Below are 16,608 nucleotides of genomic sequence, written 5' to 3' on the forward strand. Positions count from 1 at the left end.
GCTGAATGAGGTTGCGGACATGACGTCGCAACCTTACTTGAGCGACACCCTGTAAATTCAACATAACGAGGAGACCCCATGTCTTACACCGTAGAAAAGATCGGTGGTACTTCCATGACTGCGTTTGACGCGGTCCTTGATAATATTCTGCTTAAACCGAGTAATCCGTATGACCGCGTATTTGTTGTCTCGGCCTATTCGGGCATGACCGATGCTCTGCTGGAGTGCAAACGCACCGGCAAGCCTGGCATCTATCAAATGATCGCGAAACGCGACGACAGTTGGACGGATGCAATGTACGAGCTGGAACAGCGTATGTTGCTGACTAATGAAAACTTGTTTGCCGATCCCATGAGCCGGATTCGCGCCGATAAGTTCATTCGTTCCCGCATTTCTGAAGCGGTGAACTGCATCAACAATATTCTCGAAACCTGCCAGTACGGGCAGTTTTCGCTGCGTCATTATTTGCCTCAGATCCGCGAATTTCTCTCTTCGATTGGCGAAGCGCACAGTGCGTATAACACGACACTAAAACTGAAAACGCTCGGCATTAACGCCCGTTTTGTTGACCTGTCGGGTTGGAACGAAGGCACTCGGGGCAATCTGGATGAGGTAATTCTGCGCGCTTTTGAAGAGATAGATGTCTCGACGGAGCTGCCGATCGTGACGGGTTATGCCTACTGCGACGAAGGCCTGATGAAAACCTATGATCGTGGGTACAGCGAGATGACGTTCAGCCGCATTGCTGCGCTGACCCATGCTGATCAGGCGATCATTCACAAAGAGTATCACCTCAGCTCGGCCGATCCGCGCGTTGTGGGGCCGGAGAAAGTGCGCCCGATGGGGCTGACCAACTTCGATGTGGCCGATCAACTGGCCAACCTTGGCATGGAAGCAATCCACCCCAATGCGGCGGCGGGTCTGCGCAATCAGGAGATTGAACTGCGGGTGAAAAATACCTTTGAACCGGACCATGCGGGCACGCTGATCTCCAATTATCATCAGCCTGAAGATAACAAGGTCGAGATCATTGCCGGGCGCAACAAGGTATTTGCGCTGCACATGTTTGATCAGAGCATGGTCGGCAAAGTGGATAACGTGAGCTATGACCTGATGGAAATCATTGCCGAAGCCAAAGTGCATCTGGTTGGAAAAGAGATGAATGCCAACTCGATGACCTATTTCCTCAGCGGTTCCAGCGATAACCTCAACCAGTTGCTGTATAAAGCGGAGAAACGTTATCCGAATGCGTCGATTTCCGGAAAAATGGTGGCGTTGATTTCAGCCATTGGTGCGAACATCAACACCAACCAAGCTTTGGCGCGCGGTATGCACGCCTTGGCGGAACTGAATGTGAATCCGATGGCGGCACATTCTTCAATGCGTAATGTCAATGTGCAATTTGTGGTTGAAGACAGCGATTACAACAGTGCGATTTGCGCACTGCACGAAGCGCTAATTAGTGAGAAAACGCGCCAAAGCGCGGCGAACGCCAAACCGGTTAAAGCCGCATAAGGTTGCATCTTCAAGCCAAAAATAAAGCCGCCGCAGACAATCTCTGCAGCGGCTTTTCTTATTCTTATCGTGTTCAGTGATACTTAGCTGTTTACCGCCAGGTAAAGAACCAGAAACGAAAAACCAAAGCTGATGGTGGCGGCGCAAGTTAGGTAAAACAGGTAGGCTTGTTTAAAGCTCATAATGACACTTCCTCAAATAAATCTGCTGACAAACTAAACATTTTTTGAGTTCATTACAAATATTTTTGAGTTTTAATTGAGAGTTCAATAAATATCAACGAATTAGTGGCTTGGACGTCAGACGCTCGGCCGAAGGTATTCTGACAGCAAACTGAATAAGCCGCGACGGAATATGATAGGATGAGCGGGCCCACGCATTTTGAATCTACGAGTCTTCACTTTATGTCACAACGAAACATCAAATTCATCGCAACTGATATGGACGGCACGCTTCTCGACGAGAAAGGCCAGCTCGACCCAGAATTTTTCCCCCTGTACAAGCAATTGGATGAACGCGGCATTTTGTTCGCTGCGGCGTCTGGTCGCCAGTACTACAGCTTGCTCGACACTTTTGCCGAGATTCAGGATCGCATCATGTTTATCGCCGAAAACGGCACTTTGGTGATGTACAAAGGCGAAGAACTCTACAGCAGCACCATCGATAAATCAGCGGTTGCTGCGATCATCAACGAAGCAAGAAACATTGCCGGAACTCATGTTGTGCTGTGCGGTAAGCGCTCGGCGTACATCGAGACAGAGGATCCACAGGCAATGGAAGAGATTCAGAAGTACTACCATCGCTGCGAGTCGGTGTCGGATCTTCTGGCGGTTGAGGATGACTTTATCAAGGTCGCGATTTGCCATTTTGATGGCACTGAGCAATGGGTTAATCCGAGCATTAACGCGAAATTTGGTCACAGCCACAAAGTGGTGGTGAGTGCGAAAATCTGGCTGGATGTGATGAACGCAGAAGCGTCGAAAGGCACTGCCATCAAGCAGTTGCAGACGAAGTTTGATTTTACTGAGCAGGAAACCATGACCTTCGGCGACTACTTCAACGATGTTGAAATGTTGCAGGCGAGCTACTACTCATACGCGGTTGATAATGCCCATGAACAAGTCAAAACGTACGCCCGTTTCCGCGCGCCAAGCAACCGTGAAGGCGGTGTGCTGACCATCATTAAAGAGCTGCTGAGCCAAGCTTAGTCGTTTATATTTCAATTGGTGAGCCGGCCTGGACGCTGGTTTACCACTTTTCCTGTTCTTCCCGCGCCGCTCTGGCTTGCACTAATGTGCAGCCGGTTTTTTCCATCAGCTCAGCCAGGGTCATCGACGGGTTGTCCTGCACCAACTGAGCCAATCTTTCGCTTAACGTTTCTTGCCGATAGGGCTTGATGCCCGCTTCCAATTTGCTTGTTACCGACGCGACGGCCAATGCGATGTCGCTGGCTTGAATAGCGCGCAGCAACAACAGCAAATCTTCCGGTTCGCCCTGACATTGCCAGTTGCGCGAACGACGAACACGCTTGATGGTGCAGCGATGCTCAGCCGCGAACGCTTGTAAGGCTGTAGCGTGTTCACGGCCGATGCGATGGATCAGCGAAGGAAGGGCAATGGTGACAATCGATTCCGAGTGTTTGGTGGCCAAATATCTGTGTCCTGATTGATGGAACCTCCGACCCGGCCTCGCCGTGTCGACAGTATGCGTTGTTCAACCCCGCTGATCTTAAAGCAAATTGTACGGCAGAGAAACTCCGCCATCGCCATGCCTGATTTGCTCACACATGAAATCAGTCGCAGTTTTCTGCGTGTCTTTGTGATGCGATGGCCTATCTTTTTATTAATAGATAGACTAGCTCGAAACCGATGATTCCTGTATAACTAATGGCTCATTTAAGTGATTGTTATGCAATCATTTTGTGACCTAGGAGTACATAATGAAGCTACAGCAACTGCGCTATATCCGAGAGATTCAGCGTAATGGATACAATATTTCGTTAACGTCAGAAAAATTATTCACCTCTCAGCCGGGTATCAGTAAGCAAGTTGCGTTGCTGGAAGATGAGCTGGGCGTGCAGATTTTTGAGCGTCAGGGTAAGCACTTATCCGGCGCAACCGAAATAGGCAGCCAGATCATTCGTGAAGCAGGAAAAATGCTGGAAATTGAAGAGCGTATCAAGGCGCTTTCTGCCAGTGTCACCTCGCCGGATATGGGACGAGTGAACGTCTACACCACCAATGCGATCGCGAAATTCCTGTTGCCGGAAACGGTGCAGTTCTTCATGAAAAAGTACCCGAAAGTATCACTGCACATGGGAACCATTGAGCCAGAAACCCGTGGGAATACGTTGCCGTCCGGCCCTTACGATTTCTCTATTGTGGCGCAGGATGTCGATGAGCAGATGGATCTTGCGGTTCTGCCTGCTTACAAGTGGTCACTGGCGCTGATTGTGCCATCAAACCACCCTCTGGCTAAAGCGGAAACCATTACGCTGGAACAGCTGGCGCAGGAAAAGCTCATCAGTTACGAACTCAAATCGACCGGCCGTGGCGCGATTGATAACGCGTTTAAGCAGAAAGGCCTGACGCCGAAATACATCGTCACGGCGATGGATGCGGAAGTGATCAAAGAGTACGTGAGTCTGGGGGTCGGGATCGGCATTATTGCCTCGGTTGCCACCCACAAGCTGAGTGATTCCATTACCGTGCGTTCGCTGGAAGGGCTGGTGCCGGATTGTTACGCTTGGCTGTGTTACAACAAAAACACCTATCTGCAGCAATATATGTATGACTTCATTGAAAAGTTTGCGCCGCATCTGACTAAAAATGTGATTCAGAATACCTCACATCTGCCACGAGCAGAGCTGATGAAATGGTTTGATGATCGCGAGCTGATGACTTATCAGTAGACCCCGATTCTGCTTTTCCAAGTGAAAGACATACCGCTTGCTGTCGGTATGTCTTTCTTTCAGATCACAGCTTTTGTCCCTGCTTAATCGCCGCTTCCAGCTCTTTACGAGCATCTGCTTCGCCAATCGGTGAGACCCGTTTTTCCACATCCATCAGCAGGAAAGACGTTTTGTTGTTCTTGTTGTCCTGAACACCTTGCTCAACCACAACCAGATTCGGATACACTTTCTCCAGCACACAAGCCCCAATCGCCGCGGTGCCATCCGGCATTTCGCCGTTTGAGACGCGTTGTGCCGCTGCTGCCGTGCCTTCTGGAACGGCCAGTTCTTTCGCATTCAGTGTCTGTTTCCAGCTATCGATTTGCTTGAGAGCGGCAGGGTGCGAGGCAATTAATGCAATCGAGCGTTTCGCCTTCACATCTTTACTGTTCATCAGTACACACATTTCAATCGGGGTAGTGATAAACGCTTTCACACCAACGACTTTGTATTGCTGCAATGCTTCAACCGTAGCCTGGACCAAGCGGCCGTTAATGGTGGAGTTCTCAACCGCGCTGAATGCCAGTGCATCATTAAGATCGGCCTGCATAAAGGTGTTGAGCGGAGTGCCGGAAAAATCCACTTCTGCTTTCAGAGCGGGTTGTTGTTCGAACAACTTAGTGATGGCGGCATCGTTAAAACTGCCTTTTGACGCCTGAACGTAGATGTGGTCGCCTGTCGTCGCCATCGCGTGGGAAGCCAACAATGCGGAACCGAGAATAACCAGAGGTAGCAATCGTTTCACGACAAATTCTCCTTATTATAGTGTGAAACCATGAGCTTATTATTTAATCAATCGGTGGAGAAGGGTTACCGCTACATTTTTTTACAAACCACGATCTGGCTTCACGCAATCAGACGGGCGAAGTACCGCCTATTTTGCGTGACTCCGTCACTAAGCTTCACCTGTGGCACGAACAACATGCAACATGTGAGGCTTATTCCAATCGCTTTGTGAAGTAGTGCAAATACCTTCATAAAAACGGGCGCTGGTTAACTGGTCGTACTTTATGCAACGTGAGGCTTTTGCTATATCCACACATTAACTGCACAAATGTTGTGGTCTTTTATTGTGCGGATGATGAATAACAACAGTCAAAGTCAGGTGTGTGATGGAAACGGCTTTTAGCTCAGAACCAGAGAGCGCAATTCGTCGGTGGGCGTCGTATTTGGTCATCGATCAGCAAACGCTGAATACGCTACGCGAATTCTACTGGGTGATGGAACAAAATATTGATGACATTCTTAGCCATGTTTATGCCCATTTGAGCTGCAACCGGGAAACGGCGCATTTTTATCAGGATGAACAGTCAGTCAAACGGGCTAAAGCCCACCAACGCGAGCATATGATGCGCTATGTATTTCGTGGCAACTTTGGCGCTGAGTATTACAACGCAACCAACCGCATCGGCAAAACCCATCATAAACTCGGTATCGACTTTAAGATCTATTCTGGTGCTTATTGCATTGTGCTGAGCCAGCTTGCCGGAGTGGTGTATAAAGTGCTGGCGCCAGAAATAGGGAACGTTCAGCGCTACATGACGGCACTCAACCGAGTCATTTTTATGGACATGGGACTGGCCACCTCCGTCTATTACGACACCGCTTGCCTTGAGCTGGAAGAACTGGCTCATGAGCTCAACTTTGCGCTCGCTAAAGCGGGCGAATTTCGCGATAACGAAACCGGTGAACACATCAAACGCATCAGCCGCATGAGCTTTGAACTGGCGAAAGCGGCGGGGCAAGAGCCGCACTGGTGCAAGATGATTCAAATCGCCAGCCCGCTGCATGACGTCGGCAAAATTGGTGTGCCGGACGGCATTTTACTCAAACCGGGCAAGCTCGATGAGCAGGAGTGGAACGTGATGCAACAGCATCCGGCAATGGGTGGCGTCATCATTCCCGACAACAAATCTGAGCTGATCCGCATGGCGCGCCGCATCTCTCTTACGCATCACGAGAAATGGGATGGCTCCGGCTATCCGGCTGGCTTGAAGGGAGAAGAAATTCCGCTGGAAGGACGTATTGTAGCTATTTGTGATGTGTTCGATGCGCTGCTGTCTACCCGTCCTTACAAGCGCCCCTGGAGTATGGAAGAGGTGGTCACTTATCTGCGTGACAACCGCGGCAAGCATTTTGATCCACAGTTGCTGGATATCTTTATTGAGAATCTCGCCAATATGCAGCTCATTCGCCGTCAATTTGAGGATGCGGTGTCCCCTGAAATTGTGGCAGACTAGCGTTACTACGTTAACTATCAATCACGCCCATGGAAGAACAGCAAGATCGCATTCAGCACCTGGAACAGCAGGTTGAGCAATTAACCCGTGAAAAGCAGCGCTTAGAAGAGAAGCTCAATGCCGCCCTTGATGGCACCGGGCTCTGCCTGTGGGAGCAACATGTGCCTACGGGGCGGTTGCGCATTTTCAACATGGAGTGGGGCAAGATGCTCGGCTTTCAGCCCAATGAACTGGAAGCAAATCTTGATACCTGGAAAAGCAAGCTGCACCCCGATGATTATGATCTGGCGGTCGGCGCGTTTGAAGATCACCTGCATGGCCGCGCTGATACTTATCAGGTGGTGCATCGTATGCTGCACAAAGATGGCAGCCATAGCTGGGTGTCGGACCGTGGGCGGATTGTCGAATACGCCGCGGATGGTTCGCCGCTGCGTATCATGGGCACTCACATCGACATCACTAACGAAAAGCGTTATGAGCAGGAGCTATCGCGTCTGGCGCGTCAGGATCCGCTGACCAATTTGCTTAATCGCAAAGCACTGCAAAGTGAATTTAACCGCATCAATCACTCCGAATCCGATTCGCTGGCGGCGATGGTGTTTATCGACGTCGACAACTTCAAGACGGTCAACGATCATCTTGGCCATAAAGCGGGCGATGCGGTACTGGTGGTGGTGGCCGAATGGCTAAAACGGTTTGCGCCGCCACAGTCGGTGATAGTGCGCCTCGGTGGCGACGAGTTTGTTCTGCTGTGCGAAAAAGAAGAAACGCAGGCGCTGAATACGTTTACCGACCAGTTGCTGACTCACGCCGCAGAACCTGTCGTGCTGGAAAACGGTAAGGCGCACATCGGTTTTAGTATCGGTGTGTGTGAATTTGTGCCGGGGAAGCATGACTTTGAAACCCTCTATGAACGGGCAGACGAAGCCATGTATCAAGTGAAGCGCAGCGGTAAGAATGGCGTTCGGTTGGTCAGAACCTAAACGCTACCATCCAAAAATTGCCCGTAACAGTGACGGGCAATCGGTTTATGGCGAAATTATTCACTCAGCCACTGCGCCAGCTCTTTCGCGTAGTAGGTGACAATCACACTCGCCCCAGCGCGTTTAAAGCCAATCATGGTTTCCAGCACTGCGCGTTTCTCATCCAGCAGGCCGGCTTGCGCTGCCGTTTTCAAAATTGCGTACTCACCGCTGACCTGATACACCGCCAGTGGCAGGCGTGTGTTATCACTAAGCGACTTCAGCACATCCAGATACGGTGTGCCGGGTTTGACCATCAGAATGTCTGCGCCTTCTTCTTCATCCAATGCAGCTTCAACCAATGCCTGACGACCATTGTGCGGATCGGCCTGATAGGTATCACGGTTACCTTCCAACGTACATTCCACCGCTGAGCGAAACGGACCATAGAATGCAGAAGCGAATTTGATCGCGTGCGCCATGATGCTCACATTTGGAAAACCTGCGGCGTCCAGACCACGACGAATCGCACCGACCTGGCCATCCATCATCGCTGAGGGAGCCAACATATCCGCACCGGCTCTGGCGGCGGCGACGGATTGTTTCACCAGATTTTCGACCGTTTTATCGTTATCGACATAGCCTTCGTGCACAACACCACAATGGCCGTGAGTGGTGTACTCACAAAAACAGATATCGGGAATCACAATCATGTCTGGGCAGGCGGTTTTGATGGCTTTGATCATGCGGCTCAGCAAGCCGTTGTCGTGCCAGGTATCAGAGCCACATTCGTCTTTGTGATGAGAAATACCAAACGGCATCACATAGCGAATCCCCAGTTCGTACAGTGCGATCACTTCGTCGGCGATATGGGACTCCGGAATGCGTTGGATGCCCGGCAGCGCGTCGATCGCCACCGGCGCTTCGATGCCTTCTTCGACAAAAATCGGTTGAATCAAATCGCTCTTGCTTAGTTGGGTTTCCTGCACCATGTGGCGAATATGCTGATGCGCGCGCAAGCGGCGTGGACGTTTCATTAACGGTTGATGAGACTGACTTTCCATTGGAGACACCTTTTTTCTTAGAATCTGGAATATGCCAATAGCCACAGCGCCTGAGAGGCGGGAGTCCTTCGCGGCATTGAGCGTGTCTTCATGACGGATTGGCAACAAGGAGTGCTTGAGAGGCAACGAGGTTGCAGAAAGCCCGACCATAATGAACCTCTGTCCGCGTAATGTGTAGTGTTATATGGATATTGAATGGGAGCTTTTTATTTATTCTTGTTGTGAATTTTCAGGTTTACTGGAGCCAGTGAACGAGTAAAAGCGGCCAGCTTAATGCTGGCCGTGTCGAATCATCAGTGAAGCGTCGGGTTTAGCAGCTCGGCAAGTTTGCGTAGATCGAACGTCACCACCCAGACGTTTGCTTTGGGTTGTGGTACTTGAGCCTGCGGCAGCGAGAATATCGCGTCGCGGCAAACCCGGGGGAAATTTTGTACCACAGGCCAGTTAGGGCTGGATGGTCCCGCGGCAGATTCGGCAATTTCTAAATGCAAAGCTGGATAACGTTTCATCTTCACCTCACGTCATTGAGGGTGAGGATTCACCCTCAATGCATTGGGCCGATTAAGCGGCGTTCTCTTTTGGCGCGTCAGTCACCATCGCTTCGGTGGTGATCATCAGGCCAGCCACACTAGCGGCATATTGCAGTGCAGAGCGAGTGACTTTCGCCGGGTCAAGAATACCCAACTCAATCATGTTGCCATGTTCGCCAGTCGCTGCGTTGTAGCCGTAGTGTTCATCGCCCGCTTTCACGGCATTGGCCACCACAGAACCTTCGTCACCCGCGTTGATGGCGATTTGACGCAATGGCTCTTCCATCGCACGCAACGCAACGCGAATACCGACATTCTGGTCGTCGTTGTCGCCTTTCAGATCCTTCAGTTCATTGGCGATCTTAATCAGTGCCACGCCGCCGCCAGCAACGATGCCTTCTTCGACGGCTGCGCGAGTGGCGTGCAGCGCATCATCAACGCGGTCTTTCTTCTCTTTCATTTCGACTTCGGTTGCCGCACCAATCTTGATCACCGCGACACCGCCAGAGAGTTTGGCGATGCGCTGTTGCAGCTTGTCGCGATCGTATTGCGATGTGGTGTTGTCCAGCTGGTGCTGAATTTGTGCCACGCGATCTTTGATTGCACTTTCATCCGCTGCGCCATCCACAATGGTGGTGGTGTCTTTGCTGATGGTGACTTTTTTCGCGCTGCCGAGATCGTCCAGTGTTGCTTTCTCGAGTTCCAGACCGATCTCTTCAGAGATCACGCGGCCTGCGGTGAGCACGGCAATGTCTTCCAGCATCGCTTTGCGGTTGTCACCAAAGCCCGGTGCTTTCACCGCAGCAGCTTTGACGATGCCGCGCATGCTGTTCACCACCAGCGTTGCCAGCGCTTCGCCCTCGACATCTTCGGCAATGATCAGCAGTGAGCGAGACGCTTTCGCGACGGCTTCCAGTACAGGAATCAACTCGCGAATGTTGCTGATTTTCTTATCAACCAACAGGATGTATGGATTATCCAGTTCCACACTGCCGGAGTCGGTATTGTTGATGAAGTAGGGCGACAGGTAACCACGGTCAAACTGCATGCCTTCAACGACGGAGAGCTCATTTTGCAGAGCCTGACCTTCTTCCACGGTGATGACGCCGTTGCGGCCGACTTTTTCCATCGCCTCGGCAATGATTTCACCAATCGCCGCATCGCTGTTGGCCGAAATGCTGCCGACCTGAGTGATGGATTGTTTGTCGCTGCAAGGTTTGGCCATCTGGTGCAGTTTTTCTACCGCGGCTTCAACGGCTTTATCGATACCGCGTTTGAGATCCATCGGATTCATGCCTGCGGCAACGGCTTTCAAACCTTCGTTGATCAGTGACTGTGCCAGCACGGTTGCTGTGGTGGTGCCGTCACCGGCTTCATCGTTGGCTTTGGAAGCGACCTGTTTAAGCATTTGCGCGCCCATGTTCTCGAACTTGTCTTCCAGTTCGATCTCCTTGGCCACGGAAACACCATCTTTGGTGATGGTTGGAGCGCCGAAGGATTTATCCAGTACCACATTGCGACCTTTCGGGCCCAGGGTTACCTTGACGGCGTTCGCCAGCAGGTTCACCCCGGTCAACATTTTTTGTCTAGCGTCGTTCGAGAATAAAACGTCTTTTGCTGCCATTGTGTATCTCCTTAAAAACTCACAACAAAATTATTCAACAATCGCTAATACGTCCGATTCAGACAGGATGAGATATTCACGCCCGTCCACTTTTTCGGTTTTCACGCCATAACCATCGTTAAAGATGATCTGGTCGTTCACTTTGACTTCCAGCGCAGCGCGTTCGCCGCTGTCGAGCAGACGGCCTTTACCCACCGCCAGCACTTTGCCGCGGTTAGATTTTTGCGCAGATTTGGATGTCAGTACGATTCCGCCCTCAGATTTGTTTTCGACTTCGAGCCGTTCAACAATCAATTTGTCATGTAAAGGACGAATGTTCATTGGGAGTGCCTCCTACTTAAAATCGCTAAATCGAAAATAAAAGACAAACGTATTGGGTCGCGTATGGCTGGAAGTTCCAGCGCCTGAAAGGAGAGCGAACCCAGATACGGTGGGGCATCACTGCCGCTCGACCATATAAATAGGGTGAAAAAATCGAACTTCAAGAGGGAAAAAATAAATTTTTTTAAAAAATTTTTTGGCCTGAATACGTAGTGAAGGATGGAAGAAGGGCAGATGAAAGAACGCCCCGCGAAGCAGGGCGTCAGGATTACAGCATGACCAGACTGGCGGTACCGAGGAAGGCGAAAAAGCCAACCACATCGGTCACGGTTGTCAGGATAACCGAGCCGGCTAAAGCCGGGTCGAGTTTAAACTTATCGAGGATGATAGGGATCAGCACGCCAAACAGCGCGGCGGTAATGATGTTCACCACGATGGCCAGCGAGATGGTGAAGCCAATCAGGGTGGATTGGAACCAAAGACCGGCCACACCGCCGATGATCAGCGCCCACAACACTCCGTTGATGGCACCGATGCCCACCTCGTTTTTCAACAGCGCAAAGCGGTTACCTGTGGTGACCTGATTGAGCGCCATGGCGCGAACCATCAGTGTCAGTGTCTGGCTGCCGGCAATACCGCCCATTGAAGCCACGATGGGCATCAACACTGCCAGTGCAACCACCTGGGAAATGACGTTCTCAAACAGACCTATGGTCATCGACGCCAGAATCGCCGTCAGCAGATTGATCCCGAGCCACACGCCGCGGCGCTTGGAACTGCGTACAATCGGCGCGAACAGGTCGTCGCCTTCATCCATACCGGTACCGGCCATCAAACGCGATTCGTAGATTTCACGCTGGGTGCCCAAAGCAAACTGCCAGTCGATTTCGCCAATGAGCGTGTCATCGTCGTTCACTACAGGCACCACAGGCAAGCTCGCGTGTTCCAGCGCTTCTACCGCATCGGAAAGTGATTGATGGGCGTTAATCAGCACCAAATCTTCTTTCTTCAGCTCTTTAAGCTGAGTTGTGCCTTCGGCTTGCAGAATATCCGTAAAAGCGACCACACCGCGGAATTTCTTCGCCTTGTTGATGAGGTAGATGTACTGCGGCGATTCGAGGTGATATTTGTCGAGCAGGATCTTGGCGCGATTCACGCTGATACTGAACGGCAGGGTATACAGCTTACGATCTGCCCAGTGGCCGATTTCGTTATCTTCAAACTCATTGGCCTGGTCGTAAAGTTCCAACTCGTCGCGGCTGATTAAGCGCAGCGCTTCACTGACAATCTCATCTGGCAGCGAGTCTTCCCACTCAATCAGCGACAGGTTGTCCAGTTTCGCCAGCGTCAGCTTCAGCTCAATTTCGGACAGCGCTTTGATGATCGAAACACGCACATCGGCACGCATTTCGGTCAGCACGTCAATGTGCATTTCCAGCGGCAGGCTGCGCCACATGCGGACACGATCATCGACCGGGAATGCTTCCAGAATCAGCGCCAGTGAACCTTCATCCAGACCGTTGTCAACCATTTCGCCCAGCAGCGAGACCTGCTGGGCATCATCTTCCGCTTTCGCGAGCGCTTCGATTTGTTGGGATAAGTCCTGATACTCGCTCAACGTTTAACTCCAATTGGTAACTGTTTTTTCTCGGGTTTCTTCACGGCTTTTTCCGGGGCTTTGTTAAGCACAATCACCGGACGGACAATAAACAGGTTATTGGGGTAAAGAATGCGGTTGCCATCGACCGTTTCCAGAACCACGTTCAGAAACGTCATGTCGGTAATTCTGCCTTCGACAAAGTTGGCGCCATCTACCACGCGTACCCACAAACCGATTCGGCAGTAATTCTGCACGAAGAGGGTGAAAAACGAGGTGACATTGCTCAGCAGAGACCAACTGGCAAATAAGCCGACGCCCAGCAGTGCAAAAATGGAGGAACCGACCACCAATAACCCACGTAATTCAATGCCCCACAAGATCATAATGGCCATCAGCAGCATGATGAACAGCGCGGTTTTTATCAGCCAACGCGCCCGTTTGACGCGGTGCACATCGTCGCGGCCAATCACGGTCTTTTCAAACACACGAAGAGTGACCTTAGCCGCTTTAGGGTAGATGAGCAGAATCAGCAGCGTTAACAGCCACTGATAATAATCTTGCATGACATTGAGTAAGGCGATGTAGTCCATAGCACATTGAGAAACAGGGTTTTGTTCAAAATAACTGAACTGTGATGAATTACAACCGTATTTCTGTGACAAAAAAGGCAAGCGCTGCTTTCCGCAGCAGCCTGATTACAAAATGGTTTACTCTGGAATCAGCTCTTCGTCTTAAGGCTCTTTTAAACGCACAACCTTGGTGCGATATCGATAGGATTAATAATAATTAGAACGAAGCAATCAAGTTCATATGTGATAAGTGTCACTAAACCATCGCCTGCTCTGTCTGCGCGGAGTGAATTGGGCTAAACCTTAGCATGAGCGGGAATCGATCATGCAAGGGATGGATGGATGAAATTACGCAGCAAAATGTTTATCAGCTATGTGGTGGTGGCGGTAGTGTTTACCGCGGTGAGTTGCATCGCATTGGGATGGTTGGTGTATAAAGACGCCTCAGAAGCATTGGCTACCTCCGCGAAAGAGCGTCTGGTCATTTCGCGTAATGAATCGGCCTCGCAGATTGAGCGTTATTTCGATACGGTCGCCTCACAGGCGCAGAATATGTCTCACGATCTGAGTATTCTGGCGGCAGTGAAAGGTTTTACTCAAGCCTTTATGGACTATCCCGTCCGTTCTGATGACAGTGAAGCGCTGCGTAACTACTACCGCAATGAGTTCGTGAGGCGTTACCACGACATCAACACCATCGACAGCATCAGCGCAGACAACTTGTTTGGCAAGGTGTCTGACCGCGCCAAAACGCTGCAAAACCAGTATATCGCACTCAACCCCAATCCATTGGGCAGTAAAGATAAGCTGGTCTCAGGCGAGCAGGGCGGTGAGTACGATGCGCTGCATCAAACCTATCATCCCTATTTTTCTGATTTTATTAAGAACTTTGGCTTTTACGACGTATTCCTGGTCGATGCGAAAAGCGGCTATGTGGTATACAGCACCTACAAAGAACTCGATTTTGCGACGTCACTTAAATCAGGCCCTTATAAAGACAGCGGCCTGGCGGATGCTTACCGCGGCGCAATGAAGCTCACTTCCGGCAGTTTCTTCACCGATTTCAAACCTTACACTCCTTCTTACGAAGCGCAGGCTGCGTTTGTCAGCGCGCCAATTCGCGATAACGGTGAAACCGTCGGTGTGTTGATCATGCAGATGCCGCTTGATGTGATTAACGGCATCATGACCCACAACCAGAATTGGAAAAAGTCAGGCTTGGGTCAATCGGGCGAAACCTATCTGGTGGGGAGTGATAAGCTGATGCGCTCTAATTCCCGCTTTGTGCTGGAAGATAAAGCGGGTTATCTGGCGCTGATGAAAGAGTTGGGCACCGATAGCGCGACACTGGCCAAAATGGATGCGCTCTCGACGTCGATTGGTTTGCAGCCCGTGAATTCGGACGCGGTGGCGAGAGGTTTAGCCGGCGAAACAGGCTTTGAACTGATACGAGATTACCGCAACATTCCGGTGCTTTCAGCTTACATGCCGCTGAATCTGCACGGTTTGCAGTGGGTACTGCTGAGTGAAATTGATGAGTCGGAAGCGATGGCGTTTCTGACCACGCTGAAGTTGCACATCAAAAACTCGGTGCTGTTTATGCTGCTGCCCGCCATCCTGATTGGTCTTGGCATCGGCTGGATGATGTCGCGTTCGATTCTCGCTCCGCTCAATCACATGCTGCAAGCGGTTAAACAGCTGGGTTCGGGATCGGGCGATTTACGTTACCGACTGGAAGAGAAAGGTAACGATGAAGTGACGGAGCTGTCGCGCAGCTTTAACGCTTTTATCGATCACCTGGATGCCACGTTCTCGACACTGCTTGGCTCGATAAAACGTATGGAGCCGATGTCGCAGGATGTGAACGATGTCAACGTGAAGCTGACCAAGGCGTCAAACTCGATGCATCATCAGTCGCAGCAGGTGCAGGATCAGATGACGCATTCTGCGGAAATCAGCCAACTGGTGAGTGGCGAACTGGAAGGGATTCAGCAGGCATCAGGGGCGACGGTGAAAGTACTGGGTTCCGGACGTGCATCGGTGGTTGAAACGGTGTCGCAAATGGATCAGCTCAGCAACGATTTGTCGCTGGTAGCGCAAGCGGTAAGCAACCTCACTGTCGATGCAGAGAAAATTCGTCAGGTAATTGTGGTGATCAACGACATCGCCGAACAAACCAACCTGCTGGCACTCAACGCTGCCATCGAAGCGGCGCGCGCTGGTGAACAGGGCCGGGGTTTTGCTGTGGTGGCTGATGAAGTGCGCAATCTGTCGGTCAAAACCCGCGCCTCGACCGACAGCGTCAGTGAACTGATTGGTGCCATCCGCACCAGTACTCAACGGGTTGAGAATGTGATGAGCGACAGTCTTGAATCGGCGACCGCGTGTGCTGAACGAGTCAACAACGCGCAGGATACCTGGCACCAGGTTGAAGAGGCGATTGCTAATATCTCATTGCATGTCGAGAAGATTGGCGGCGCGATCAGCGAGCAGGATCAGCAGTTGAATGTCGTCTCCAGTCACTTCTCGCACATGGATCAACAGTTCGATGTGATTCAGCAAGCAATAGAAGAGAGTGCGCTGATTGGGGAAGACATCGACAAGATGGGCTCCAAGCTACAGTCATTCGCCAGCCTGTTCCAGGTGACGAACGACGACTTTGCTACTGCGCGCCGTGCAAAAGTGCGTAACGAAGGATAAGTTTCCTTATCCGCACTGTGTCAGGAGAGGTTGAACGGTTCCGTGTCGATAGCCAGTAGTAGCGGCTCGACCGCAACGTCAGCCTCCGGCGCATTCATCATGCGTGACAGGCGTTGCAGTGACGACAGCAGCAGCGTCTGCTCCCAGGCATCCAGCGCTTGAAATCGTTGAACAAAATCATCCTGCAACAATTGCGGTGCTTGTGACAAAATCTGTGCTCCCAAAGCCGTCAGTTTGGCGTGCACTTTACGTTTGTCGATGGTGTCACGCTCACGCACAACCAGTTCGCGTTTTTCCAAGCGATCGAGAATGCTGGTGGCCGTTGCCTGACTCATGTTGGTGGCGACGGACAGTTGGCGAATCGTCATGCTTGGCGCGGCTTTGATGGCTCTCATGAGCAGCAACTGCGGGCTGGTGAGACCATAATCTTTGTTGAGCTTTTTAGAATGCAGATCGATGGCGCGAATGATCTGGCGAATTGAGACTAATACTTCCTCGTGAATATCCAAGTCATCCTCCGTGCGGAAAATGAG

The 16,608-nt window shown here is 51.1% G+C and carries 15 protein-coding genes; 6 read left to right on the forward strand and 9 right to left on the reverse strand.

Translation table 11 applies throughout. The features are described 5' to 3' along the window. The first annotated feature begins 78 nt into the window (after positions 1–78). Positions 79–1,515, forward strand: coding sequence for an aspartate kinase (locus JIG40_RS08845; RefSeq protein ID WP_199465174.1), 1,437 nt, complete (start codon positions 79–81; stop codon positions 1,513–1,515). A gap of 404 nt (positions 1,516–1,919) precedes the next feature. Next, positions 1,920–2,723 carry a Cof-type HAD-IIB family hydrolase gene (locus JIG40_RS08850; RefSeq protein ID WP_199465175.1) on the forward strand — a complete coding sequence of 268 codons (804 nt, stop codon included), beginning with the start codon at positions 1,920–1,922 and terminating at the stop codon, positions 2,721–2,723. Positions 2,724–2,763: 40 nt separating this feature from the next. Here the strand turns inward: JIG40_RS08850 and JIG40_RS08855 are convergent, their stop codons facing one another. Beyond that, positions 2,764–3,165 carry a ribosome recycling factor family protein gene (locus JIG40_RS08855; RefSeq protein ID WP_100267737.1) on the reverse strand — a complete coding sequence of 134 codons (402 nt, stop codon included), beginning with the start codon at positions 3,163–3,165 and terminating at the stop codon, positions 2,764–2,766. Between the two features lie 289 nt (positions 3,166–3,454). On the opposite strand from JIG40_RS08855, the gene JIG40_RS08860 reads away from it, so the two are divergent. After that, positions 3,455–4,426 (forward strand): LysR substrate-binding domain-containing protein, encoded by a 972-nt coding sequence (locus tag JIG40_RS08860; protein ID WP_020329030.1) that lies wholly within the window; start codon positions 3,455–3,457, stop codon positions 4,424–4,426. A 64-nt stretch (positions 4,427–4,490) separates the two neighbouring features. Here JIG40_RS08860 and JIG40_RS08865 read toward each other — a convergent pair whose 3' ends face one another. Beyond that, positions 4,491–5,210 (reverse strand): prephenate dehydratase domain-containing protein, encoded by a 720-nt coding sequence (locus tag JIG40_RS08865; protein WP_020329031.1) that lies wholly within the window; start codon positions 5,208–5,210, stop codon positions 4,491–4,493. 367 nt (positions 5,211–5,577) lie between these two features. Here JIG40_RS08865 and JIG40_RS08870 point away from each other — a divergent pair, with 367 nt between their 5' ends. Further along, on the forward strand, positions 5,578–6,705 hold the full coding sequence (locus JIG40_RS08870) for an HD domain-containing phosphohydrolase (RefSeq protein ID WP_199465176.1): 1,128 nt from the start codon (positions 5,578–5,580) through the stop codon (positions 6,703–6,705). 29 nt (positions 6,706–6,734) lie between these two features. Continuing rightward, positions 6,735–7,688, forward strand: a complete 954-nt coding sequence (locus JIG40_RS08875; protein ID WP_199465177.1) for a sensor domain-containing diguanylate cyclase — start codon at positions 6,735–6,737, stop codon at positions 7,686–7,688. A 56-nt stretch (positions 7,689–7,744) separates the two neighbouring features. Here the strand turns inward: JIG40_RS08875 and hemB are convergent, their stop codons facing one another. The 6 genes from hemB to JIG40_RS08905 form a co-directional block, all read right to left on the reverse strand. Beyond that, on the reverse strand, positions 7,745–8,731 hold the full coding sequence (gene hemB / locus JIG40_RS08880) for a porphobilinogen synthase (protein ID WP_199465178.1): 987 nt from the start codon (positions 8,729–8,731) through the stop codon (positions 7,745–7,747). A 293-nt stretch (positions 8,732–9,024) separates the two neighbouring features. Next, positions 9,025–9,240: a hypothetical protein gene (locus JIG40_RS08885; RefSeq protein WP_044366043.1), complete on the reverse strand. Its 216-nt coding sequence runs from the start codon at positions 9,238–9,240 to the stop codon at positions 9,025–9,027. Between the two features lie 52 nt (positions 9,241–9,292). Beyond that, positions 9,293–10,885: a chaperonin GroEL gene (gene groL, locus JIG40_RS08890; RefSeq protein WP_199465179.1), complete on the reverse strand. Its 1,593-nt coding sequence runs from the start codon at positions 10,883–10,885 to the stop codon at positions 9,293–9,295. 30 nt (positions 10,886–10,915) lie between these two features. Continuing rightward, positions 10,916–11,206 (reverse strand): co-chaperone GroES, encoded by a 291-nt coding sequence (locus JIG40_RS08895; RefSeq protein ID WP_020429407.1) that lies wholly within the window; start codon positions 11,204–11,206, stop codon positions 10,916–10,918. Positions 11,207–11,474: 268 nt separating this feature from the next. After that, positions 11,475–12,824 (reverse strand): magnesium transporter, encoded by a 1,350-nt coding sequence (locus JIG40_RS08900; protein WP_020329038.1) that lies wholly within the window; start codon positions 12,822–12,824, stop codon positions 11,475–11,477. Further along, a complete protein-coding gene (locus JIG40_RS08905; protein ID WP_024375159.1) occupies positions 12,821–13,396 on the reverse strand; it encodes a mechanosensitive ion channel domain-containing protein in 576 nt (191 codons plus the stop codon). The genes JIG40_RS08900 and JIG40_RS08905 overlap by 4 nt, the downstream gene beginning before the upstream one ends. Before the next feature lie 321 nt (positions 13,397–13,717). On the opposite strand from JIG40_RS08905, the gene JIG40_RS08910 reads away from it, so the two are divergent. Then, complete coding sequence (locus tag JIG40_RS08910; RefSeq protein WP_199465180.1) at positions 13,718–16,075, forward strand: methyl-accepting chemotaxis protein; 2,358 nt, start codon at positions 13,718–13,720, stop codon at positions 16,073–16,075. 20 nt (positions 16,076–16,095) lie between these two features. Here JIG40_RS08910 and JIG40_RS08915 read toward each other — a convergent pair whose 3' ends face one another. Then, positions 16,096–16,584 (reverse strand): MarR family transcriptional regulator, encoded by a 489-nt coding sequence (locus JIG40_RS08915; protein WP_020329041.1) that lies wholly within the window; start codon positions 16,582–16,584, stop codon positions 16,096–16,098. Positions 16,585–16,608 lie beyond the last annotated feature (24 nt).

This window comes from Vibrio sp. bablab_jr001, assembly GCF_016464285.1.
GTDB lineage: Bacteria > Pseudomonadota > Gammaproteobacteria > Enterobacterales > Vibrionaceae > Vibrio > Vibrio fluvialis.

Bases quoted from the DNA above. Each gene is read 5' to 3' on its own strand.
- JIG40_RS08845 (WP_199465174.1), top strand. From the start codon at position 79: ATGTCTTACACCGTAGAAAAGATCGGTGGTACTTCCATGACTGCGTTT.
- JIG40_RS08850 (WP_199465175.1), top strand. From the start codon at position 1,920: ATGTCACAACGAAACATCAAATTCATCGCAACTGATATGGACGGCACG.
- JIG40_RS08860 (WP_020329030.1), top strand. From the start codon at position 3,455: ATGAAGCTACAGCAACTGCGCTATATCCGAGAGATTCAGCGTAATGGA.
- JIG40_RS08870 (WP_199465176.1), top strand. From the start codon at position 5,578: ATGGAAACGGCTTTTAGCTCAGAACCAGAGAGCGCAATTCGTCGGTGG.
- JIG40_RS08875 (WP_199465177.1), top strand. From the start codon at position 6,735: ATGGAAGAACAGCAAGATCGCATTCAGCACCTGGAACAGCAGGTTGAG.
- hemB (WP_199465178.1), bottom strand. From the start codon at position 8,731: ATGGAAAGTCAGTCTCATCAACCGTTAATGAAACGTCCACGCCGCTTG.
- JIG40_RS08885 (WP_044366043.1), bottom strand. From the start codon at position 9,240: ATGAAACGTTATCCAGCTTTGCATTTAGAAATTGCCGAATCTGCCGCG.
- groL (WP_199465179.1), bottom strand. From the start codon at position 10,885: ATGGCAGCAAAAGACGTTTTATTCTCGAACGACGCTAGACAAAAAATG.
- JIG40_RS08895 (WP_020429407.1), bottom strand. From the start codon at position 11,206: ATGAACATTCGTCCTTTACATGACAAATTGATTGTTGAACGGCTCGAA.
- JIG40_RS08905 (WP_024375159.1), bottom strand. From the start codon at position 13,396: ATGGACTACATCGCCTTACTCAATGTCATGCAAGATTATTATCAGTGG.
- JIG40_RS08910 (WP_199465180.1), top strand. From the start codon at position 13,718: ATGAAATTACGCAGCAAAATGTTTATCAGCTATGTGGTGGTGGCGGTA.